This is a genomic window from Janthinobacterium sp. SUN026, from assembly GCF_030397625.1.
GTDB lineage: Bacteria > Pseudomonadota > Gammaproteobacteria > Burkholderiales > Burkholderiaceae_D > Janthinobacterium > Janthinobacterium kumbetense.
Window position 1 is genome coordinate 136,966 of the sequence record NZ_JAPQNU010000002.1, and the last position, 19,059, is coordinate 156,024.

General features: G+C 64.3%; 23 protein-coding genes. 9 read left to right on the plus strand and 14 right to left on the minus strand.

Translation table 11 applies throughout. The features are described from left to right. The 5 genes from OX459_RS10385 to OX459_RS10405 all read right to left on the minus strand — a co-directional run bounded on the left by OX459_RS10385 (nucleotide 1) and on the right by OX459_RS10405 (nucleotide 4,318). Nucleotides 1–879 (minus strand): putative selenate ABC transporter substrate-binding protein, encoded by an 879-nt coding sequence (locus OX459_RS10385; RefSeq protein WP_289904931.1) that lies wholly within the window; start codon nucleotides 877–879, stop codon nucleotides 1–3. 26 nt (nucleotides 880–905) lie between these two features. Beyond that, entirely contained in the window at nucleotides 906–1,970 is a 1,065-nt protein-coding gene (gene selD / locus OX459_RS10390; RefSeq protein WP_289904932.1) for a selenide, water dikinase SelD, read from the minus strand. 45 nt (nucleotides 1,971–2,015) lie between these two features. Then, nucleotides 2,016–3,107, minus strand: coding sequence for a tRNA 2-selenouridine(34) synthase MnmH (gene mnmH, locus OX459_RS10395; protein ID WP_289904933.1), 1,092 nt, complete (start codon nucleotides 3,105–3,107; stop codon nucleotides 2,016–2,018). A 66-nt stretch (nucleotides 3,108–3,173) separates the two neighbouring features. Further along, a complete protein-coding gene (locus OX459_RS10400; RefSeq protein WP_289904934.1) occupies nucleotides 3,174–3,863 on the minus strand; it encodes an LrgB family protein in 690 nt (229 codons plus the stop codon). Continuing rightward, nucleotides 3,860–4,318, minus strand: a complete 459-nt coding sequence (locus tag OX459_RS10405) for a CidA/LrgA family protein (RefSeq protein WP_289904935.1) — start codon at nucleotides 4,316–4,318, stop codon at nucleotides 3,860–3,862. The genes OX459_RS10400 and OX459_RS10405 overlap by 4 nt, the downstream gene beginning before the upstream one ends. 103 nt (nucleotides 4,319–4,421) lie before the next feature. Here OX459_RS10405 and OX459_RS10410 point away from each other — a divergent pair, with 103 nt between their 5' ends. From OX459_RS10410 to OX459_RS10440, 7 genes are all read left to right on the plus strand, one after another. Then, nucleotides 4,422–5,330, plus strand: a complete 909-nt coding sequence (locus OX459_RS10410) for a LysR family transcriptional regulator (RefSeq protein ID WP_289904936.1) — start codon at nucleotides 4,422–4,424, stop codon at nucleotides 5,328–5,330. A gap of 26 nt (nucleotides 5,331–5,356) precedes the next feature. Next, entirely contained in the window at nucleotides 5,357–6,181 is an 825-nt protein-coding gene (locus tag OX459_RS10415; RefSeq protein WP_289904937.1) for a glutaminyl-peptide cyclotransferase, read from the plus strand. 39 nt (nucleotides 6,182–6,220) lie between these two features. Further along, a complete protein-coding gene (locus OX459_RS10420) occupies nucleotides 6,221–7,117 on the plus strand; it encodes a hypothetical protein (RefSeq protein WP_289904938.1) in 897 nt (298 codons plus the stop codon). Next, on the plus strand, nucleotides 7,114–7,761 hold the full coding sequence (locus OX459_RS10425; RefSeq protein ID WP_289904939.1) for a hypothetical protein: 648 nt from the start codon (nucleotides 7,114–7,116) through the stop codon (nucleotides 7,759–7,761). The genes OX459_RS10420 and OX459_RS10425 overlap by 4 nt, the downstream gene beginning before the upstream one ends. Before the next feature lie 281 nt (nucleotides 7,762–8,042). Next, nucleotides 8,043–10,067, plus strand: a complete 2,025-nt coding sequence (locus tag OX459_RS10430; protein WP_289904940.1) for a ferritin-like domain-containing protein — start codon at nucleotides 8,043–8,045, stop codon at nucleotides 10,065–10,067. Further along, nucleotides 10,067–10,993 carry a DUF692 domain-containing protein gene (locus OX459_RS10435; RefSeq protein WP_289905580.1) on the plus strand — a complete coding sequence of 309 codons (927 nt, stop codon included), beginning with the start codon at nucleotides 10,067–10,069 and terminating at the stop codon, nucleotides 10,991–10,993. The genes OX459_RS10430 and OX459_RS10435 overlap by 1 nt, the downstream gene beginning before the upstream one ends. After that, entirely contained in the window at nucleotides 10,983–11,861 is an 879-nt protein-coding gene (locus OX459_RS10440; RefSeq protein WP_289904941.1) for a DNA-binding domain-containing protein, read from the plus strand. Before OX459_RS10435 ends, OX459_RS10440 begins: the two co-directional genes overlap by 11 nt. A gap of 65 nt (nucleotides 11,862–11,926) precedes the next feature. Here OX459_RS10440 and OX459_RS10445 read toward each other — a convergent pair whose 3' ends face one another. The 9 genes from OX459_RS10445 to OX459_RS10485 form a co-directional block, all read right to left on the minus strand. Beyond that, on the minus strand, nucleotides 11,927–12,175 hold the full coding sequence (locus tag OX459_RS10445; RefSeq protein ID WP_010398340.1) for a DUF3297 family protein: 249 nt from the start codon (nucleotides 12,173–12,175) through the stop codon (nucleotides 11,927–11,929). A gap of 109 nt (nucleotides 12,176–12,284) precedes the next feature. Continuing rightward, the gene (locus tag OX459_RS10450; protein WP_251348675.1) at nucleotides 12,285–12,686 is read right to left on the minus strand and encodes a GFA family protein; all 402 of its coding nucleotides are present in this window, start codon (nucleotides 12,684–12,686) and stop codon (nucleotides 12,285–12,287) included. 11 nt (nucleotides 12,687–12,697) lie between these two features. Next, complete coding sequence (locus OX459_RS10455) at nucleotides 12,698–14,470, minus strand: ABC transporter transmembrane domain-containing protein (protein WP_289904943.1); 1,773 nt, start codon at nucleotides 14,468–14,470, stop codon at nucleotides 12,698–12,700. Beyond that, nucleotides 14,467–15,021: a hypothetical protein gene (locus tag OX459_RS10460; RefSeq protein ID WP_289904944.1), complete on the minus strand. Its 555-nt coding sequence runs from the start codon at nucleotides 15,019–15,021 to the stop codon at nucleotides 14,467–14,469. The genes OX459_RS10455 and OX459_RS10460 overlap by 4 nt, the downstream gene beginning before the upstream one ends. After that, complete coding sequence (locus OX459_RS10465; RefSeq protein ID WP_289904945.1) at nucleotides 15,021–15,542, minus strand: MauE/DoxX family redox-associated membrane protein; 522 nt, start codon at nucleotides 15,540–15,542, stop codon at nucleotides 15,021–15,023. Before OX459_RS10465 ends, OX459_RS10460 begins: the two co-directional genes overlap by 1 nt. Continuing rightward, nucleotides 15,536–16,402 (minus strand): hypothetical protein, encoded by an 867-nt coding sequence (locus OX459_RS10470; RefSeq protein ID WP_289904946.1) that lies wholly within the window; start codon nucleotides 16,400–16,402, stop codon nucleotides 15,536–15,538. Before OX459_RS10470 ends, OX459_RS10465 begins: the two co-directional genes overlap by 7 nt. Next, a complete protein-coding gene (locus OX459_RS10475) occupies nucleotides 16,384–17,397 on the minus strand; it encodes an MvdC/MvdD family ATP grasp protein (protein ID WP_289904947.1) in 1,014 nt (337 codons plus the stop codon). Before OX459_RS10475 ends, OX459_RS10470 begins: the two co-directional genes overlap by 19 nt. A gap of 64 nt (nucleotides 17,398–17,461) precedes the next feature. Beyond that, a complete protein-coding gene (locus OX459_RS10480) occupies nucleotides 17,462–17,647 on the minus strand; it encodes a hypothetical protein (protein ID WP_099376727.1) in 186 nt (61 codons plus the stop codon). Nucleotides 17,648–17,851: 204 nt separating this feature from the next. Further along, nucleotides 17,852–18,037 carry a hypothetical protein gene (locus OX459_RS10485; protein WP_251348681.1) on the minus strand — a complete coding sequence of 62 codons (186 nt, stop codon included), beginning with the start codon at nucleotides 18,035–18,037 and terminating at the stop codon, nucleotides 17,852–17,854. Between the two features lie 307 nt (nucleotides 18,038–18,344). Between OX459_RS10485 and OX459_RS10490 the strand changes: the two genes are divergently transcribed. Then, nucleotides 18,345–18,719, plus strand: coding sequence for a hypothetical protein (locus tag OX459_RS10490; RefSeq protein WP_251348682.1), 375 nt, complete (start codon nucleotides 18,345–18,347; stop codon nucleotides 18,717–18,719). Between the two features lie 7 nt (nucleotides 18,720–18,726). Beyond that, on the plus strand, nucleotides 18,727–19,056 hold the full coding sequence (locus OX459_RS10495) for a hypothetical protein (protein ID WP_289904948.1): 330 nt from the start codon (nucleotides 18,727–18,729) through the stop codon (nucleotides 19,054–19,056). Nucleotides 19,057–19,059 lie beyond the last annotated feature (3 nt).

Below are 19,059 nucleotides of genomic sequence, written 5' to 3' on the forward strand. Positions count from 1 at the left end.
TTACTTCAACAACTTCGCATCGCGCGCAGCCGCTTCGATATCCTTGTAGTTCTCGGCCTTGGTCGGGATGAACTTGGTGGCGCGCTGCAGTTCGAGGATTTCCTTGCCTTCGGCCGTCGATGGGTCCAGCGCCAGGAAGGCGTCCGTCAGCTTCTTGCGCACGACGGGGTTCATGTCGGCGCGCACGCTCCAGTTGTAATCGTAGTAGCCTGGCGTCGTGTAGAACACGCGCACCTTGCTTGGATCGACCTTTTTCGTTTCGACGAGCTTTTCCCACACGGAAATGTTCAAGGTGCCAGCATCGACCTTGCCGCCGGCCACAGCCGCCACGGTGGCGTCATGCGCGCCGGAAAACGCGATGCGCTTCATGTCCGTGTCCGGGTTGATCTTGGCGGCCAGCAAGTAGTAGCGCGGCATCAAGTGACCCGAGGTCGACGATTCCGAGCCGAATGTGAAATTCTTGCCTTTCAGGTCGGACAATTGATTGATGTCCTTGCTGGTGGTCACAAATACCGAGCGGAACTTCGTGTCTTCCTCGCGCTGCACCAGGGGCACGATCTTGCCGCCGCTGCGCACGTTCGCTTGCACGAAGGTAAAACCGCCGAACCAGACCATGTCGAGCTTGTTATTGATCAAGCCTTCGACGGATGCCGCGTAATCGGTGACGGGCGTAAATTCCACCTTCATGCCCAGCTTTTTCTCCAGGTAGCTGCCCAGCGGCTTGAACTTGCGCTGCAATTCCGTCGGCGCTTCGTCGGGGATGGCGGAGACGCGCAGCACTTGCTGCGCTTGCGCCAGGCCGCTGTGGATGGCCAGGGTGGCGGCGACGGTGGCCAGGATGGCGGGGAACTTGGAAAATGAGTTGGAGAATGTGGTCATGGGACTGCCTTTGCAAAAAATATTCATTAGATTACGGAAACCCCGGTACTGCCTTCCTGCATCTCGCCGATGACGACGGCGTCGCCAAAGCCTTCGGCGCGGAAAATCGCCAGCACTTGCTCGACGGCTTCCGGCGCGCAGGCCACCAGCAGGGGGCCGGCCGTTTGCGGGTCCGTCAAAATCGCCTTGTCGATGGCGCTCAGGCTGTCGTCCAGCGCCACTTGCGCGCCATAGCCCTGCCAGTTGCGGTTCGAGGCGCCCGTGATGTTGCCGTTCTGTGCCAGTTGCTGCACTTGCGGCAGCAGCGGCACGTCACGCATGGTGATGCGCGCCTGCAACTTGGCGCCGCGCGCCAGTTCCAGGGTGTGGCCCAGCAAGCCGAAGCCCGTCACATCCGTCAGCGCATGCACGCCGTCCAGCAGGGCCAGTTTCTTGCCCGGGGTATTCAATTTGGTGGTGTTGTCGATTAAAGAAGCGTAGCCATCCGCGTCCAGCGCGTTCTTTTTCAGCGCGGCCGACAGGATGCCCACGCCGATCGGCTTGCCCAATACCAGCTTGTCGCCGGCGCGCGCGCCCGCGTTGCGTTTTACTTGCGATGGGTGGACCAGGCCCAGCACGACCAGGCCATAGATCGGTTCGACGGAATCGATGGTGTGGCCGCCCGCGATGGGGATGCCGGCCTGGGCGCAGATGGTTTCGCCGCCTTTCAAGATGAGGCCGATGGTTTCCACGGGCAGCTTGTTGATCGGCATGCCGACCAGGGCCAGCGCCATGATGGGCGTGCCGCCCATGGCGTACACGTCGGAAATGGCGTTGGTGGCGGCGATGCGGCCGAAGTCGAACGGATCGTCGACGATGGGCATGAAGAAATCCGTCGTGGCGATCAGCGCCTGCTCGTCGTTGAGCTGGTAGACGGCCGCGTCATCCGAGGTTTCTATGCCGACCAGCAATTCCTTCGGCAGGGGAAAGCCGCCGCTGCCCTTTAAAATATCGGCCAGCACGCCCGGCGCGATTTTGCAGCCGCAGCCGCCGCCATGGGCAAATTCGGTCAATCGGATGGGGGTATTGGGTGTTGCTGCGCTATCGGACATGGTCGTCATCCTGCTCAAAAAGGTCATCAAAAGCTGCGCCGGCGCTTACGCGGCGCTGGCGGTACGGTGTTCGCCGACGATAGCACATAATGCGCGCGCGGCTTGCTCAAAGGCATGTTCTGAAATGTCGGGCAAGACCAGCGGCGTCGCCTGGGCGTAGCGGCTGAAGTTGCGGGCGATCGATTGCCGGTAGACGGGGTCGTAATGCTGCACCAGCAACTCTTCCACGAGCTCGGCCATGCGGCCGGAAGTGGCCAGCTGCTGCCAGTGGGCAATTTTTTCCTTGCCGTGCAGCTGCGTCAACAGGGCCAGCTGCACGTTCAGGCGCGCCGCATCGCCGACGAAATGCTCGTAGTCCTGCATCAGCAGTTGCACGCGCTGCTCCGTGGCCAGCCGCACGTCCGTGCAGGCGGCCGCGCGCATCTTGTCCATCAGCGCATCGGGCACGCGCAAACGGCCCACTTTCTTGCTTTCCGATTCGATGAAGACGGGGAGTTGCGGGTCGAAATGGCGCAGTTGCTGCCACAGCGCGCTTTCAAACGCTTTTTGCGCCGGCTGGTCCGCCTCGGGCAAGCCGCCCAGCACGGAGCCGCGGTGGGCCGCCAGGTCTTCCAGGTCGATCACTTGCGCGCCTTGCTTGTCCAGCACTTGCAGCAAACGGCTCTTGCCGCTGCCCGTGGGGCCGCACAGCACGTTGATGAAGTCGAAGCGTTCGGGCAAGGTGGCCAGTTCCGCATTCACATGGCGGCGGTAATCCTTGTAGCCGCCTTCGAGCTGCGTGACGGGCCAGCCGATGCGCGCCAGGATATGCGCCATGGCGCCGCTGCGGTTGCCGCCGCGCCAGCAGTACACGAGGGGTTTCCAGTGCTGCGGGTGGCCGAGGAAACCGTCTTCGATATGTTGCGCGATGTTCCTGGCGATCAGCGCCGCGCCCAGCTTCTTCGCCTCGAAGGCGCTGGTCTGTTTATATAGGGTACCGACGCGCACGCGCTGTTCGTCGTCCAGCACGGGCAGGTTGATGGCGCCCGGCAAGTGGTCTTCCGCGAACTCGGACGGGCTGCGCACGTCGATGATGGCATCGAATTCATTCAGGCGCGGCAGGATGTCGCTGAAGGGAAGCACTGCAGGGTATTTCATCGTGGCGCGGCTGCTTGGAATGGGGAAAGACGTATTATCCCCGATAAACGCCTTTCCCGTGGACCGTTAGCCCAACAATCTGCCCAGCAACGGCGCCAGCAATACGGTCACGACGCCCGAGAAAATCATCGTCAGGCTGGCCACGGCGCCTTCTTCCGTGCCCACCCGGCGCGCCACGGACAATCCAAAACCGTGCGCGGCCGCGCCATACGGGGCGCCACGGGCGATGCGCATGCGCAAGGGCAGCAGTTTCAAGAGCGGTTTGCCCAGCATCAAGCCGAACAAGCCCGTCATCACGACGAAGATGCCCGTCAACTGGGCCGAGCCGCCCATGTGGCGCGACGCTTCCAGCGCGAACGGCGTCGACACGGAACGGGCCAGCAGGCTGCGCGCCATGTCGCCATGCACGCCCAGCAGCCGGTCCAGCAACAGGGTGGCGGCCATCGAGGCAACAATGCCGGCGCAGCTGCCCAGCGACAGGGCCAGCCAGTGTTTGCGGATCAGCTTGCGTTCCTGGAAGATGGGCAGCGCAAAGGCGATGGTGGCCGGGCCCAGCAGCCACGGCAGCCAGCGCGTTTCGCCGAAATACGTGGCGAACGGCGTCGACGTCGCCTGCACGATGACGATCAATATCGCCGAGGTGCAGATGGCGGGCGTGAGCAGGAAATGCGGATGGCGGCGGTGCAGCGCCTGGTTGGCATAGAACAGCACCAGGGTCAGCAGCAAAAACAGCAGGGACAAAAGCAGGGTGTTCATGCCGCCGTCCTTGCGGCGCGCCGGCGCAGCAGTTTCTGCAGGCGCAACTTGCGCTCATAGCGGCACACCCATTCCACCGTCAACGCCGTGGCCAGCATCACGCTGGCAAAGCCCAGGCCGATATTCACGAACAGCATCAGGCCTTGCGACTTCAATAGTTGCGTAAATTGCACCGCGGACACGACCAGCGGAATGAAGAACAGCAGCATGTTGGCCAGCAGCCAGTTCGCGCCCAGTTCGATGGCGGCTGGCCGCACCCAGCCTACCAGCAGCAGGGCCACCAGCACGAACAGACCGACGACGCCGCCGGAAAATGGCAGGTGCAGCGCGGAGGCGGCCTCATCAGCCAGCCACCAGGCGGCGATCAGCACGCCCACTTGCCACACGGTCTGTGCGGGCTGGCGCCAGGCAGGGATGGCGGGCAGGGCGGCGGTGGAACAGTGCAAGGCTTTCACGGCAGGCTTTCAAACGGCAGGGGGAAGTTTTCATTGTAGAGACCCCACATCAAAAGATAAAATGACTTAAACTCATGAAAATCATTCGATATTGGAATGCATCATGGATATCCGCTCCCTGCGCTACTTCGTCGAAGTGGTGGAACAGAACAGTTTTACGCGCGCGGCCGCCAGGCTGCACGTGACGCAACCGACAGTGAGCAAGATGATTGCCCAACTGGAACAGTCGCTGGACCTGGCCTTGCTGGACCGCGCCGGCAAGCGTTTTACCTTGACGGACGCGGGCAAGGTGGTGCTGTCGCGCGCGCATACATTGCTGGCCCTGCACGCGGAACTGAAGGTGGAGTTGCGCGACCTGCAACATCTGGAGCGGGGAGAATTACGGGTCGGCGTGTCGCCGCAAACCCATTCCACCCTGGCGCCGTGGCTGGCCGAGTACCACCAGCGCTATCCGGGCATCGAGCTGAAAATGTATGAAAGCGGCACGCAAGCCATCGAGCGCGACTTGCGCACGGGCACGGTGGAGCTGGGCACCATGCTCGACTATCCGGGCAATGCGGCCACCTGGCAGGATTTCGAGGCGCTGCCCCTCGTGCGCTCGCCGCTGTGCCTGCTGGCCGCGCCCGGCTCGCCGTGGCAGGGACGTTCTTCCGTCGCCCTGGCCGAACTGGCCGACAGCCCCTTCATTTTCTATGGCGCCGCGTTTGCCCTGAACGACATCGTGCTGGACGCCTGCCAGCGCGCCGGTTTCGCCCCGCGCATCACGGGCCGCAGCGGGCAGTGGGACTTTATTGCCTCGCTGGTCCGCCTGGGCGTGGGCATCTGCCTGCTGCCGAAGATGTATTGCGACACCCTGGAACCATCGCAGTTTGCCGTCATTCCCCTGGCCGGCCCGCCCGTGGAATGGAATCTGATGCTGGCCTGGCGCCGCGGCGGGCGGCTGTCGTTTGCCGCCCGCGCCTGGCTGGAGCTCGTCAGGGCGCGCATGACGGACGCGGCACGTTTACAATAGGCGCTCGCCAACTTCCGTCCGACCAGATGAACATCAACGCCAAGGTTACAGCCAAAATCAAACGCACGGCAGGCTCGCTGCTGCTGGGATTGCTATGCACCGTGGGCCTGATGAGCGAAATGGGCTACGCCCAGGCCGCCATTCCCGTGTATGGCTATTTCGTCAAGAATACCTATCCGCACGACCCCCAGGCGTTTACCCAGGGCTTGCTGTTCAAGGATGGCCATCTGTATGAAAGCACGGGCCAGAACGGCCAGTCGTCCTTGCGCAAGGTGGAATTGACGACGGGCAAGGTGCTGCAGAAAAGCATGCTGGACAAGAATGTGTTTGGCGAAGGCATCACGGACGTGGGCGATGAAATCCTGGGACTGACGTGGATTTCGCAGACCGGTTATGTGTTCGACCAGAGAACGTTCAAGCTGAAACGCAAATTCAGCTACCAGGGCGAAGGCTGGGGCCTGGCCAGCGATGGTCATTTCGTCTACATGAGCGACGGCACGGCAGCCATCCGCGTGCTCAATCCGAAAACCCTGGCCGAGGTGCGCCGCTTCGAAGTGAAGGCCGAGGGCCGCCCCATCGAGCGCCTGAACGAACTGGAAATGGTCGACGGGCAATTGTTTGCCAATGTGTGGGGCGCGGACGTGATCGCCCGCATCGACCCGGCCAGCGGCAAAGTCGTGGGCTGGATCGACCTGACGGGCTTGCTGCCGCCCGAGCAGCGGGGCACGGCCAATCCCGACGCCGTGCTCAACGGAATCGCCTGGGATGCGCACGGCAAGCGTTTGTTTGTCACGGGGAAACTGTGGCCCAAGCTGTTCGAGATCGAGCTGATCGAAATCCAGCGCCACTGATGTTTCCTATCGGACAGTGTTGCAGACGAGGAATCGTCTATGATGCTGTTCCTTCGCCCCGTGCGACTCTTGCAGGATGCCATGCTGTCTCTTCCTTTATGCCGCCTGGCGGCCGCCGCCAGCTTGCTGGCCACCGTCTTGCCCGCCGCGCAGGCGCAAACGCCATACGTGCCGGTGATGCAGCAATACGGCGACTTTGTCGTCACGCGCGACCGCCACGACCCGCTCGTCAACTTGTCTTTCCGTAAGCACGGCTATTGGCCCGGCGGCGCGCGCGAAGTGGTGGAAGTGCGGCCCCTCAAGGCCAGGCGCGAAGGCCAGCCCATGCTGCTGGCCTTTACCAAGGGCTATACGGGCCAGGGCACGATATTGATCGGCGTGCAGAACGGCGAACCGTTGATGCGCCCCGTCAGTCCTTTGCGGCGCGACGACATGGTGCGCACGGAGCGCGACCCCGAATGGGGCGTGCCGCAGCCGGGCCGCAGCGAAATACTGCTGTTCGCCCGCGACGGCCGCGCGCTCGATACGGACTCGGGCGAACTGCTATGGTTTGACATGCCGGGCATCGTCACGGGCGATTACGCGCCCGCCATGCTGGTCTCCGTCTCGCCCGACGGACGGCGCGGCGCCTATCTGGCCCGCAGGGCGACCAGCGTGGAGGTCGTCGTCGCCACGCGCGACGACGGCGTGGCCGGCGTCCTGGCCTTGCCGCCCGACACCTATCAACGGTGGCTGAAGCCCTTGTCGCAGGCCGCTGCCGAACAGGCGGGCGCCGCCATCAAGGCGCGCCAGGGCCGCACGGATTCGAACCGCATCCAGCGCGAGCTGGAACTGGCCTGGTTCGGCCAGCAATTTCAATGGAAACAGGGCAAGAACGGCTTGCAGGTGACGGGGCTGGGCCTCATTTCCGCGCCGCCCGAGGGGGAACAGCCATGAGCATACCTGGACTGATCGCCGGCTGCTTCGCCGCCTCCGCGCTGGCCGGCTGCGTGCACGGGGAAATATTCGCCCAGGATTATCTGGCGCAAGACATCGACAAGCAACAAGCCTTGCTGGAACTGGACGTGGTCTTCGGGCAAGCACCCGATGACAAGCTGACGTCGCGCGTAACGGCCCGCAATACCGTGGAATACACGGGCGCGCCGCATATCGTCGTACCGTTTTACCAGAAGGGCCTCGGCTTCGACCAGGGTTTTGCCGGCACCTACATGTTTGCCGTGCCCTATCCGATCGCCAAGGTCGAAACGGCCACGGCCAGCAGCCGCGTCTTCGGCCAGAAACTCGACGGCCAGCAGCAGGGCAGCCCGCGCTACCGCTTCCGCGTGCCGGGCAAGGCGCAGTGGAACAGCAATGAAACCTTCATGCTGGGCTTTGAGCGCAAGGGCCGCCGCGAAGAAATCACTTTCCGTTTCAGCAACGAGCAAAGCTGCCCGTCCGCCTTCCTGGCCACCACGCCAAAATACGGTTTCCACATCAAGGTGGTCGCCACGTTCAAGGATGACAAAGGCTGCCTGAAAGTGTGCGACAGCCGCGACCAGTGGCCCGGCTTTTGCGCCTTCCAGCCGCCGCCCGGCGCCTGACTATCACCATGCAAGCCACGCGCCGGCGTTTGCCGGCGCGCCGCTTATACACGCGCGCGTTTTGCCGATTCTATTCAATTGTCATCGAATGACCGCCTGAAACGCCTATTTTCACGGCCTAAGGGGGGCGATATTGACGCAGGTCAATGTCTGGATCGGCGCATAAATCTTGCCGCAAAAGTATCTTTCTCAGGCGTATGATTTCTGTGCCGTGATCGGCGCACGCAGATGGCGCGGCGCGGCCCGATATCCGAAACGCATCCTTCCTGTGGAGATACAGAATGAAAATGCCCGTTTTAGGAAGCACCCAGCCCGCCATCACCGGGCGTCCGCTCGACATGCTGGACACCGACAAGGCCGCCGTGCGCGCCATCGCCCAGGCGGCCGTCAGCGTCGAACTGTTCACCATTCCCCTGTACATGGCCACCATGTATTCGATCCAGGGCACGCACCAGATCAACTCGAAAGGCATCACGTATTACGAAGGCCGCCAGTGGCCGGGCATGGGCACCACGGCCCGGCCCGAGCTGGCGGAGCAAAAGGCCTTCAATATCATCTTCAGCGTTTTCATCCAGGAAATGCTGCACCTGCAGATGGCGGCCAACCTGGCCACGGCCATCGGCACGGCGCCATGCTTCACGGGTTCGGAGCTGCAATCGCAGGACCACGGCTGGACCTGCTATGGCAAGAGCCGCACGGTGATCCCGCACATCGTCGACTTGCAGGACACGTCCGGCTACCGCCACGTGCGCGTCAACCTGGAAGAGCTGAACGCCAACCAGTGCGACCTGTTCCTCGCCATCGAGCAGCCGGAGGAGCAGGCACGGGCCCAGCTGGCCGAGTTCGACAAGCACAACCACACCAAATATTTCCCCGAGGTACCGTTCGTGGGCTGGACGCCCGGCAAGCACGTGCATGATCTGCCCCTGTTCGGCACCATCGGCTACATGTACGAATGCTATGCGCGCTACATCGGCATCGAATACGCGGATGGCCAGACCTTGTGGCAAAAGCTGTTCGTCAACGGCTCGGTGCAGCAAGACATGTTCAACAGCCAGGTGCAGGGCCATGCGCGGGCGGAATTTCCCAAGTTCGACACCTGTTTCGGCCCGCAAGACCAGGATGGCGGCCAGACGGGCTCGTTCAACAAGGCCATCGACATGATGGCGGCCATCACGGACCAGGGCGAAGGCAGCGCAACGGCCATCCAGCGCTACCGCCGCGATGCGGCGCAGCGCCTGATGGCCGTGCAGCCCGATTACCGCGAAGACCTGGCCGCCCTGAAGTGCGATTATCCGTCCTACGCGAACAATGGCAAGGATGCCGAATCGCGCGACGCGCAGGCGCGCCACGACAGCGCCCCGTTCGACCACTACGAGCGTTTCGGCCAGGTGAAGGCCATGCTGCCCGTAAAAACCTGGGCCGGCTGGCACCAGGACGGGGGACGCTGGAGCGAGGCCATGCTGACCAACGAGCGCTACAACCCGGCCACCGCGCCCAGGAATATCCCGGCTCCGGCGGCCGTGGCCGGCGCCCTGAACCGCCTGAAGGATAGCAGCGGCACCTTGGGGATGCTGAGCACGGTCGCCACGGGCGCCATCTATGGCATCACTTCCGTGCTGGACAAGTACTGGCTGAACCAGGACCTGGACTTCCCGTATCCGTCGATGGTGGGCGCGGGCGACCGCATGGCCATCTGCTGGGCCGTGCTGGGCCAGGCGCCGAACCTGGCAACGGGCGTGCCGCTGGCCGAGAAAAGCGTGCTGTACCACGCCTGCCAGGGCATGCACCTGGAGGGCGAGGCCTCGTCCACCTGCGCCGCGCTGGCCGTCTACCATACCTGCCGCGGCTCGAACGGCTGCCATGCCCAGGGCGGCTGCGGCTTTGCCCAGGCCGACACGGGCGGCTCGTCCTGCGGCCACTCGGTCAAGCTGGCCGCGTCGCCGGGCACGCCGTGCTACGTGCCGCCGCCTCCGCCGCAGCCCGACAAGGTCTACAGCGCGCCCAGCGACAACAAATGCGGCGGCTTCGGCGGCTGCGCCGTGCCGATTTCGGCCTCGCAGCTGTATCCGAACACCTCGGGCAAGGAACCGCCCGAGCCCGCCACCATGACCCTGTACGATTTCGGCCCCGCGCCCGACCACCGCAGCATTCCGCTGGGCCAGAGCATGAGCTTTGCGCTGGGCGACAATGTCTACGACAAGGCATGGGAAGCCTATGGCAAGGTGATGGCGGCGCGCGGCACGCCGGTGGGGGCGCCGCCGCCGCCCACCGACCTGCGCCTGGCCTTGCCGCCGTCGACCTGATGCGGGCCACGCACGGGGTGCCGCCACGCCTGGGCTTGCCGAACCTGGGCCTGGGCGTGGGGCTGCGCCCACCGCATTATGAACACATCCTGCGCCACGGGCCGCAGGTGGACTGGTTCGAGATCATCAGCGAGAACTTCATCGACAACCACGGCTATGCGCGCCACGTGCTGGAGCAGGTGGCGGCGCAGGTGCCCATCGTCATGCATGGCGTCTCGCTGTCGATCGGCAGCAGCGATCCGCTCAATCTCGGCTACCTGCGCAAGCTGCGCCAGCTGGCCGAGGAGATCCGGCCCGTGTGGATTTCCGACCACCTGTGCTGGACGGGTGCCGCCTCGCTCAACAGCCACGACTTGCTGCCGCTGCCGCTGGACGAGGCCAGCCTGCGCCACGTAGCGGGACGCGTGCGGCAGGTGCAGGAATTCCTGGGCCGTCCCCTGGTCCTGGAAAACCCCAGCACCTACGTGGAATTTGCCCAGTCCAGCATGCCGGAATGGGAATTCCTGGGCCGCCTGGCCGAGGATACGGGGTGCGGATTCTTGCTTGACGTCAACAATGTCCACGTCAGCGCGCATAACCACGGCTATGACGCGGCCGCCTACATCCGCCAGTTGCCGCACGCGCACATCGTGCAGATCCACCTGGCCGGGCCGACCGTGTGCGGCGCCGTGCTGATCGACACCCACGACGCGCCCGTGCCGGCCGCCGTCTGGCGCCTGTACGCGCTGGCGCAGCGGCTGACGGGCGGCGTGTCGGCCCTGCTGGAATGGGATGCCGGCATTCCCCCGTATCCTCAGCTGCTGGCCGAACTCGACAAGGCGCGCGCGGCCGAACGGGGAGAATTCGCGGATGCGGCGCCCGCCACGGCTGCCGCCGCCGTGTCCGCGCCGCTGGGCTTTCACCTGGAGGCGGCCCATGCCCCGTAGCACCGCCGCAGGCGAATCTGGCGACGCCCGCGCGCCGCTGGCGCAATTGCAGGCGTGGTTCCTGACGGCGATGACGGCGCCGGGCGGCGCGGCGCGCGGCGTCCAGCTGGCCAGCGAGCGCCATGGCTTGACGCAGGAGCAAGTATTGAAACGGGCCAGGGGCGGGCCGGCGCCGCTGCACATCCATGCGGATGGCTATGTGCTGCGCCTGCTCGAATGCCTGCAAGCCGACTATCCCGTCTTGCGCAAGGTCATGGGCGACGAGCTGTTCGCCTTCTTTGCGCGCGCCTATGTCTGGCGCCACCCGTCCGCTTCCCCGACCTTGTATGACCTGGGCGGCGGCTTTGCCGATTTTCTCGCCGCCAGCCAGCGTGCCGCCGGCGCGCAAGGGGCAGCCTTGCGCTTTCCCGTGGAACTGGCGCAGCTGGAACGGGCACGCAGCGAGGCGGGCAGGGCGCCGGGCCTGGAAAAGCTGGCGCCGCCCATGCTGCCTTCCGGATTGGACTTGCTATTAGGAAATACACCGGCCTGGCGCCTGGCGCCGTGCACGCGGCTGCTGGCCCTGTCGTTCCCCCTGTGCGACTACTGGCAACGGGCGCAGGCCGCACCCGGCGACGCCGTGCCGGCCCAGCCGGAGGCAAGTCCCGCCTTTGTCGCCATTACGCGCATGCATTACCGGCTCGTCATGCAAGAGTTGCGGTCTTGGCAATTTTATTGGCTGCAAGCGCTGGCCGGCGGCGCGCCGCTGGCGCAGTGCGCGCGGCAGGCGGCGCAGTCCAGCGGCAGGGCGCCGGACGAGGTGCTGGCCGACGCCATGCTGTGGCTGCCCATGGCGGCCGCGGCCGGTCTGGTCGCCTGCGATGCTTGAACAACAAGCGGCGGACGCAAAAAAGGCCGATGAAAATCGGCCTCGATGACAGTTGAATGCGTTGCTTAGCGGTAAAACGCTTCGACTTTGCCCTTCAGCTTGATCTGCAGCGGACGGCCGCGGCGATCCAGCGACTTGGTGGAAGCGACCTTGATCCAGCGTTCGCTGATGCAATATTCTTCCACGTCAAGACGCTCCTTGTCGTTGAAGCGGATGCCGACGTCGTTCTCGAACACGGCTGCAACGTGGTAAGGGCTGCTGGGGTCGATCGACAGGCGATCGGGCAATGGGGGTAAGGTGGTGGTATCGTTCATGGCCGTAATTATCGCCCAGAATGCCGATCCAGACAACGGGGTGCGCGTGCTTATCTGGCCGGCTGCGGCGCGGCGCTCCCGCATTTCCCTTCCCAGCGATGCCTACGCCCTACAGATGCCGTGTTTCCTGCGGCGGCACATTCCACTCGTCATGCAAGCCATCGACAAAGGTGACGGGCACCCGGGCCAGTTCGGCCGCCGAGGCATCGTCGAGGCAGTTGACGCCGATGCCGACAAACGCACCGCTGCGGGCGGAATCGCCACGGCCGAACAGGCGCACGCCGCAGTGGCGGCAAAAGTAGTGGCGTTCGCGGCCGGCGCCGAAGCGGTATTCGCTCAAGTCCGCCTCGCCGGCCAGCAGGCGGAAGGCCGTGGGCGGCACTTGGCTGGCCCAGCAGCGGATTTTCAGGCAATAGGAACAGTTGCAGCGCAGGCTGGGCGCCGCCAGGTCGATCTCGGCCGCGAAGCGCACGGCGCCGCAGTGGCAACTGCCATGACAGGTTTTTTTCATCGTGACTTACTTTACAGTGTTGCCGTGCTGTCATGCAACTGCTGGAATTGCGACAGTTGCTGCTGCATCAGCCGCGCATACTGGCCGCCCGCGCGCAGCAGCTCGGCGTGCGTGCCTTGCTGGCAAATCCGGCCCTTGTCCAAGACGATGATGCGGTCCGCTTTGACGATGGTGGAAAAGCGGTGGGCGATGATGATGGTGGTGCGTCCTTGCATCAGGGTATCAAGGGCGAGCTGCACCTGCTGTTCGCTGGCGGCGTCGAGCGCGCTGGTGGCTTCGTCCAGGATGAGGATTTTCGGCGCGCGCAGGATGGCGCGGGCGATCGCGATGCGCTGCTTCTGTCCGCCGGACAATTGCACGCCCCGTTCGCCCACCAGGGTTTCGTAGCCGTCTGGAAAGGCCGTGATGAAATCGTGGGCGTGCGCCAGGCGCGCCGCCGCCAGCATCTCGTCGCGCGTCACCCGGCGGTCCGGCACGGCAAAGCCGATATTGTCGGCGATGCTGCCGGAAAACAGGGCCGGTTCCTGCTCCACCACGGCCATCTGGCGGCGCAGCTGCGTCACGCCCAGCACGTGCGCATCGATGCCGTCGAATTGCAGGCTGCCCCCGTCAAGCCGGTAATGGCCAAGCACCAGGCTGGCGATGGTGGACTTGCCCGCGCCCGAGGCGCCCACCAGGGCGATTTTTTCGCCCGCGCGGATGGACAGGCTGACGCCGTCGAGGGCCATGACTTGCGCGCGCTCGGGATACGAAAAACGCACGTCGCGCAGCGCGATATGGCCGGCCAGCGGCGGCTGCGGCGGCGCCTCGGGCACGGCGCGGTGGCTGCGAAGGATGTCGAAGATGCGGTCGGTCGAACCCATGGTGCGCATCCACGTGTTCCAGAACTCGCTGATGGAGCCGGCCGTGTCCGTCACCATGCTGGCATAGATGACAAAGGCCGTCAGTTCGCCCACGCTCAAGCGGCCCTGGCCGATCAGGTGGGCGCCGAAGCACAAGGTAGTCAGCAGGGCAACGAAGGCCAGCAAGCCCTGCGCGCCCTGGAACACGGCCAGCAGCCGCGTGCCGGCCAGGGACACGTCCAGCAATTGCCGCATGGCTTGCGCGTAGCGGGCCATGGCGCCGCCTTGCTGGTTGAATGCCTGCACCAGGCGCGCATGGGCAAAGTATTCCTGCGCCACCTTGCCGCTGGCGGCCAGGCTGGCGGAAATGGCCCGCGCGCGCAGCCGGTAGTTACTGCCAGACAACTTGCCCAGATACAGGCTGACGGGAATGAACAGGGCCAGCGGCAGGCTCAGCATCGGTGACAGATGCAGCAGCATGGCGATGCCGCCCACGAAGACGCACAGCGAGCGCAAGGCGTTGGCCGCGCCGATGGTCAGGCTTTCGTGCAGGGCCGACACGTCGGACGTGAGCCGGCTGTTCAGTTCGCCGCCATGGTGCTTGTCGAAGAAGGCGATGGGCTGGTTGATCACCACGTCGAACAGGCGCCGGCGTACGCCCATGACGATCATGTGGCCGCCCGACTGCAGCAGATAGAAGCGCGCGGTCGTGATCAGCGCATACAGCAGGCTGAAGGCCAGCATGGCGGCCACCATGCCCGGCGTGACGCCGCGCCGGGTCAGTTCCGCCACGTTGTCGATGAAATACGCGATGGCTTGCGGAAAGGCCAGCTGCGCACCCACGGTGAGGGCCATGCACAGCAAGCCGGCGGCGATGCGCCAGCGCACGGGATACAGCAGGCGCAGCCGTTCGAGATGGGGACCGACATTCAGATGGCTCATGCGGCGCGCTCCTGCGACGGTTCGGCGTGCAATTGCCCCACGAGGGCCAGCCAGTCTTCGTCGCCGATCAGGCCGGCAGCTTCCACTTGTCCCTGGTAGTTAACAAAGACATAAGATGGCGAGCTCATCAGGGGATTCACGCGCCGGTAGTCGCGCAGGGCAAGCCGCGCCGTGGCCGAGCGCAGGCTGTCGCCGGGCAAGAAGGCGCGCAGCCGGCGGGCCGGCTCCTCGCTGAGCAGCCACAGGGCCAGGCCCGCTTCCTGCGCCAGCGGCAGCAGTCGTTCGATGCCGGCCAGCTTTTCCCCGCATTTTGGGCAGCGGCTGGCCAGGAACAGCAGTACGGCCGCCTGGCCGGCCGCGCCCGGCTGGAAACGCGGGCCGCCAGCCAGCGGACGGGCTTGCACGGCGGGCAGGGGCTGGCCCGGCTCCAGGGCCATGGGCGCGAGGCGTTCGCGGCGGCCGGCGCGCAGCACGGCCAGGCTTAGCCAGATATTGCCCGCAACGGCAAACGCCAGGGCCGCCAGCACCCATTGCAAGGTCGTGGCATCCATCAGTCGGCCTTTGCCAGGGTGGCGATGTCGTGCAGGGAAATCGTGGCCACGCAGACGATGGCCGCCAGTCCGGCTGCCAATGCCGTGGTGGCGACGGGCAAGGTCGTTTCTTGCGCGAGCGCAAAATAGGCGCCGTTGATGCCCACCGCCAGCACGTTGCGCAGCAAGTCGTACCGCGACACGGGCCGCGCCGCTTCGCCAAAGCAACTGCAGCGCACCACGCTGTGCGTGAAGTAGCGCCAGGCCAGGACGGCCGTGAGGGTAGTCAACAGCAAGAGCGACAGCAGCATCGGTATGTGGGTACCGCCGGCCAGCAGCCAGCCGGCGAGCGATAATTCCGCCATCACGAGGGCCGGCGCGGCCAGGCTGGCGGCGCCGGGCGGCACGCCGAACGAGGTGGCCAGGTTGCCGCGAAAGTCGCCGTAGCTGCGCAGCTTGCCCACGCTGGCCGCCAGCAGCAGCAAGGCGATGCAGTAGCGCGCGGTATCGGCCAGTAACGTGGCCAGCACGGACGTCAGCATTGCGTGCTCCACACGGGCGCAAAGCCGCCCGGACGCTGGCGCCGCAGCTGCACGCCGTCGCGCGTGGCCAGCAGAGCATCGTTCCACGGCTCGTCCGGTGCGCTGCGCAGGGCGCCGCCTATGCTGGCCTGTAATTGCGTCGAAATGGCCCAGCCCAGCCGTTCCGCATGCGCGTCGCGTTCCATGCGCAAGCCCAGCTGCGCCAGCTCTTCGCGCGTCAACGCATAGTTGTGCGAGTGATAACCCGTCACCAGTTGCGCGACGATGGCGTGCCGCGCCTCGGGTGCGGCCTCGGGCAATTGCCACGCCAGCAATTCCTCGCCGATCTGCGTCAGTTCCAGCGTGGTGCGGTAAAAGGCCGTCAGGGAAGGGGGGAAGATGCTGCCGCACAGCAGGGACAGCGATTGCTGGCGCGCTTCGGCCGCATCCACGCCGAACCACTGTTGCGCCATGTCGCCGAAGACCTTGATGTCCAGGCTGGAAAACGCGCCCCCATCCGCGCCCTCGAGCTGCGGGTCGATGGGCGAGAACAGGGCCAGGTCGCCCGCGATGATGTCATCCGCGCCCAGGACCAGCAGGGTGGCGGCCGATTCGCAGTGGAAGGGCACGATAAAACTCAGGTGACGCGTATGCTGGCGCAGCAGGAGGGCGATGCGGCGCGCCGCGTTGACGATGCCGCCGCGTCCGTGCAGCACCACGTCGAGGCGCGCCACGGGGCCGATGCCCTGGCACAGCTCGTACAAGGCGGGCAGCAGTTCCATGTCCAGGTGCGAGGCGGCCAGGACGATGGCCCGGCTGTCGCGCACTTGTTCCAGCTCGCGCAGCTGGACGGGGATCTGCTTCAGGTCGGGCTGCGGCATACGGCTCCTTCGATCAGGGTATCGGCCACGCTTTCCAGCAGGGGCAGGGCGGGCACCAGTTGTTGTACGTACAAGAATTGACCAACAGGATTGTTTTCCAGGAAAACATACTCGCCCTCCGGCGTGACGATCAGGTCCAGGGCGCCATATTCGAGGCCGTAGCTGTGCACGAAAGCGAGACAGCGCTGCTGTATTTCCGCCGGCAAGGTGCACGCCTCATAGCGGATGGGGGCCGACATGTCGCGCGAATCGATGGCCGTGCGGGCATCGTCCTGGGAATACAGGCGCGCGGCAAACAATTGCTTGCCGATCACGGTGATCCGCAGTTCGTATTGCTTGGCGATATATTCCTGGAACTGGCAGCTCAGTTCGCCGACGGCGTCCAGGCTGTCGAGCATGGCGTCGTCGACGATGGTGGTGCCGATGCCGGCGCTGACCCTGTCAACCTCTTCGACTGTTTCGGCGGCCAGGCTGGGCGTGGACATGGACTTGAAAATGATGGGTCCTTTGACGGCTGCGCGGAAGGCGCGCACGTCGTCGGGCACGTTGGTGATGACGGTGGCGGGCACGCGAAAGCCCATGCGAGCAGCGCGCGCAAGCTGTTCGCCTTTCCATTGGGCGCCGCGCAGGGCCAGCGGATGGCTGAGCCAGTAGCAATCGAGACCGTACAGCACGCTGAAGACGGCTTGCTCCGTTTCCAGTTGCGCATAGGCGCGTTCCTGCGGCGTCAGGTCGGCGCTGGCATAGGCATAGTCGGCCGCCTTGCGCAGCCAGACGGCGCCCACGTCCTGCAAGTTGAGCCAGTCGCCGTCGGGCAGGCGGCGCAGGCGTGCGCTGGTGCGGCCGTCCTGCACGCGCTGGCACAGCTGGTAATCGCGGGGAAAGGCATCGAGGTCGATACGGAAAGGGGCATGGCCGCGGGCGGCGAGGAGCGATCCGACCAGGTCGGCGTGCAGATCGCCGCTATGGCTGATGATCAAGACCTTTTTGTGCATGGAGGGGCCTGCGTAAGGGAAGGTGAAAAAGCCTTGCCGTGGCAAGGCTTTCAGCTGGAACGTATCAGCAGAACTCGCCGCCATCGCTGGAACCGATGCGCGAATAGCGGTATTGCTCTTCGCTGTCGACCGCCGTACAGCCGGCCACGGCGACGCCGTCGCGCACCTTCCAGGGCGCGGGAAGGGCCGGTTTTTCCTGTTCCTTCTTTTCCGCCAGTTTGAATGCGAACAGTTTGGTTTCTTTATGCATGGGAATATCCTCTATGAATGGTTATGTTTCGATGTTTACCGGTAAATACATATTTAAAAAATGGAATCGCCAATTGAAAGGCGATCATATGGCTTTATGCATTGCGCGCAGAAAAGCCGCGCCGGAATTGGCACCGGCGCCAGTTTGAATATGGAAGATTGAATGAAACCCCCACGCCTGGCGGGGGTTATGGCGTGCCGGGGATCAGCAATACTGGCCGCGGTCGTTCGGCTGGAAGCGCGAAGAGTCGCGGTATTGCTCAGCTTGCACCGCGGTGCAGCCGGCCACGGCGACGCCGTCGCGCACTTTCCAGGCGGTGGCGGGTACCGCCGGTTTTTGTTCCTGTTTCTCTGCCAGTTTGAATGCGAACAATTTGGTTTGATTTTGCATTGTACTATCCTCTTGTGATGGTTAAGTACTGCTTGCGTTGTATGCCATGGTATATGGCCATTCGATCTTAGCGCTGGAATAAATAAGCGTCAACTTGAATTGAATCGTATTCGCGATTATCTTTCTGAAATACTCACCAAATATCACGCGGGAAATTTATATTATTGCAGTGCGATAAATAATATCGGCCCATTTTAAATGGGCGGCAATATGCCTGATTATCGATGGAAAACGGATCGACCATGCGCGCGGGCACGCACTATAATGGCGCCTGTTGAATGGATAAGGCAGGAATCGCTCTATGGACATGGCCATCACAGACAGCTTGCGGCAGCTGGCATATGCGCAGGCCGCCGCGTTCGTGCAGACGCTCGACACGCGCGATCCTGTTGCGCTGCAACGCGACTGGGGCCTGTCGCCCGGCGTGGCCGACGAGATCATCGAGATGCTCGACAGTTATTTTGCGGCAAACCAGGCGCTGTCCCTGGCGCCGCTGGCGCAAGCCTTCGTGCCGGGCAAGGGGGGCCGCGTGGCCGTCGATGTGTATGCCACCGATGCCGGGCCGCTGGGCCTGGAATGCCTGCTGCTGGCCGATGGCCAGCCGGGCGAGGCGACCTTGCACCTGGAAATGTCCGGCCACGACGGCGCGCTGCGCCTCCATTACCACTACATCGGATCCTGAGAACACCATGACCGCACCGATCAGCGACACACAGCAGCGCATCTGCGACAAATTCGGCTTGCCCGCGCAAGCGCCCGAACCCATGGTGGCCTTCGCCATCGGCAGCCTGGCCCAGTCGCCCATCTACGGCACGCGCATCGTGCTGCCGAAAAACGGCACCATCAGCTGGTTCATCCACTGCGGCGAGCACGACGATGCCAGCGGCTTTTACCAGCCCCTGCATGCGGACCACCTGCACCAGATGCTGCCGCAGGTGGTCGATTACCTGGCCTTGCCCAGCGGCGCCAAGTTCATCCTCGACCGGGAAGGGTATGAGGATGTGTGGCTGGAAGAGTAACTT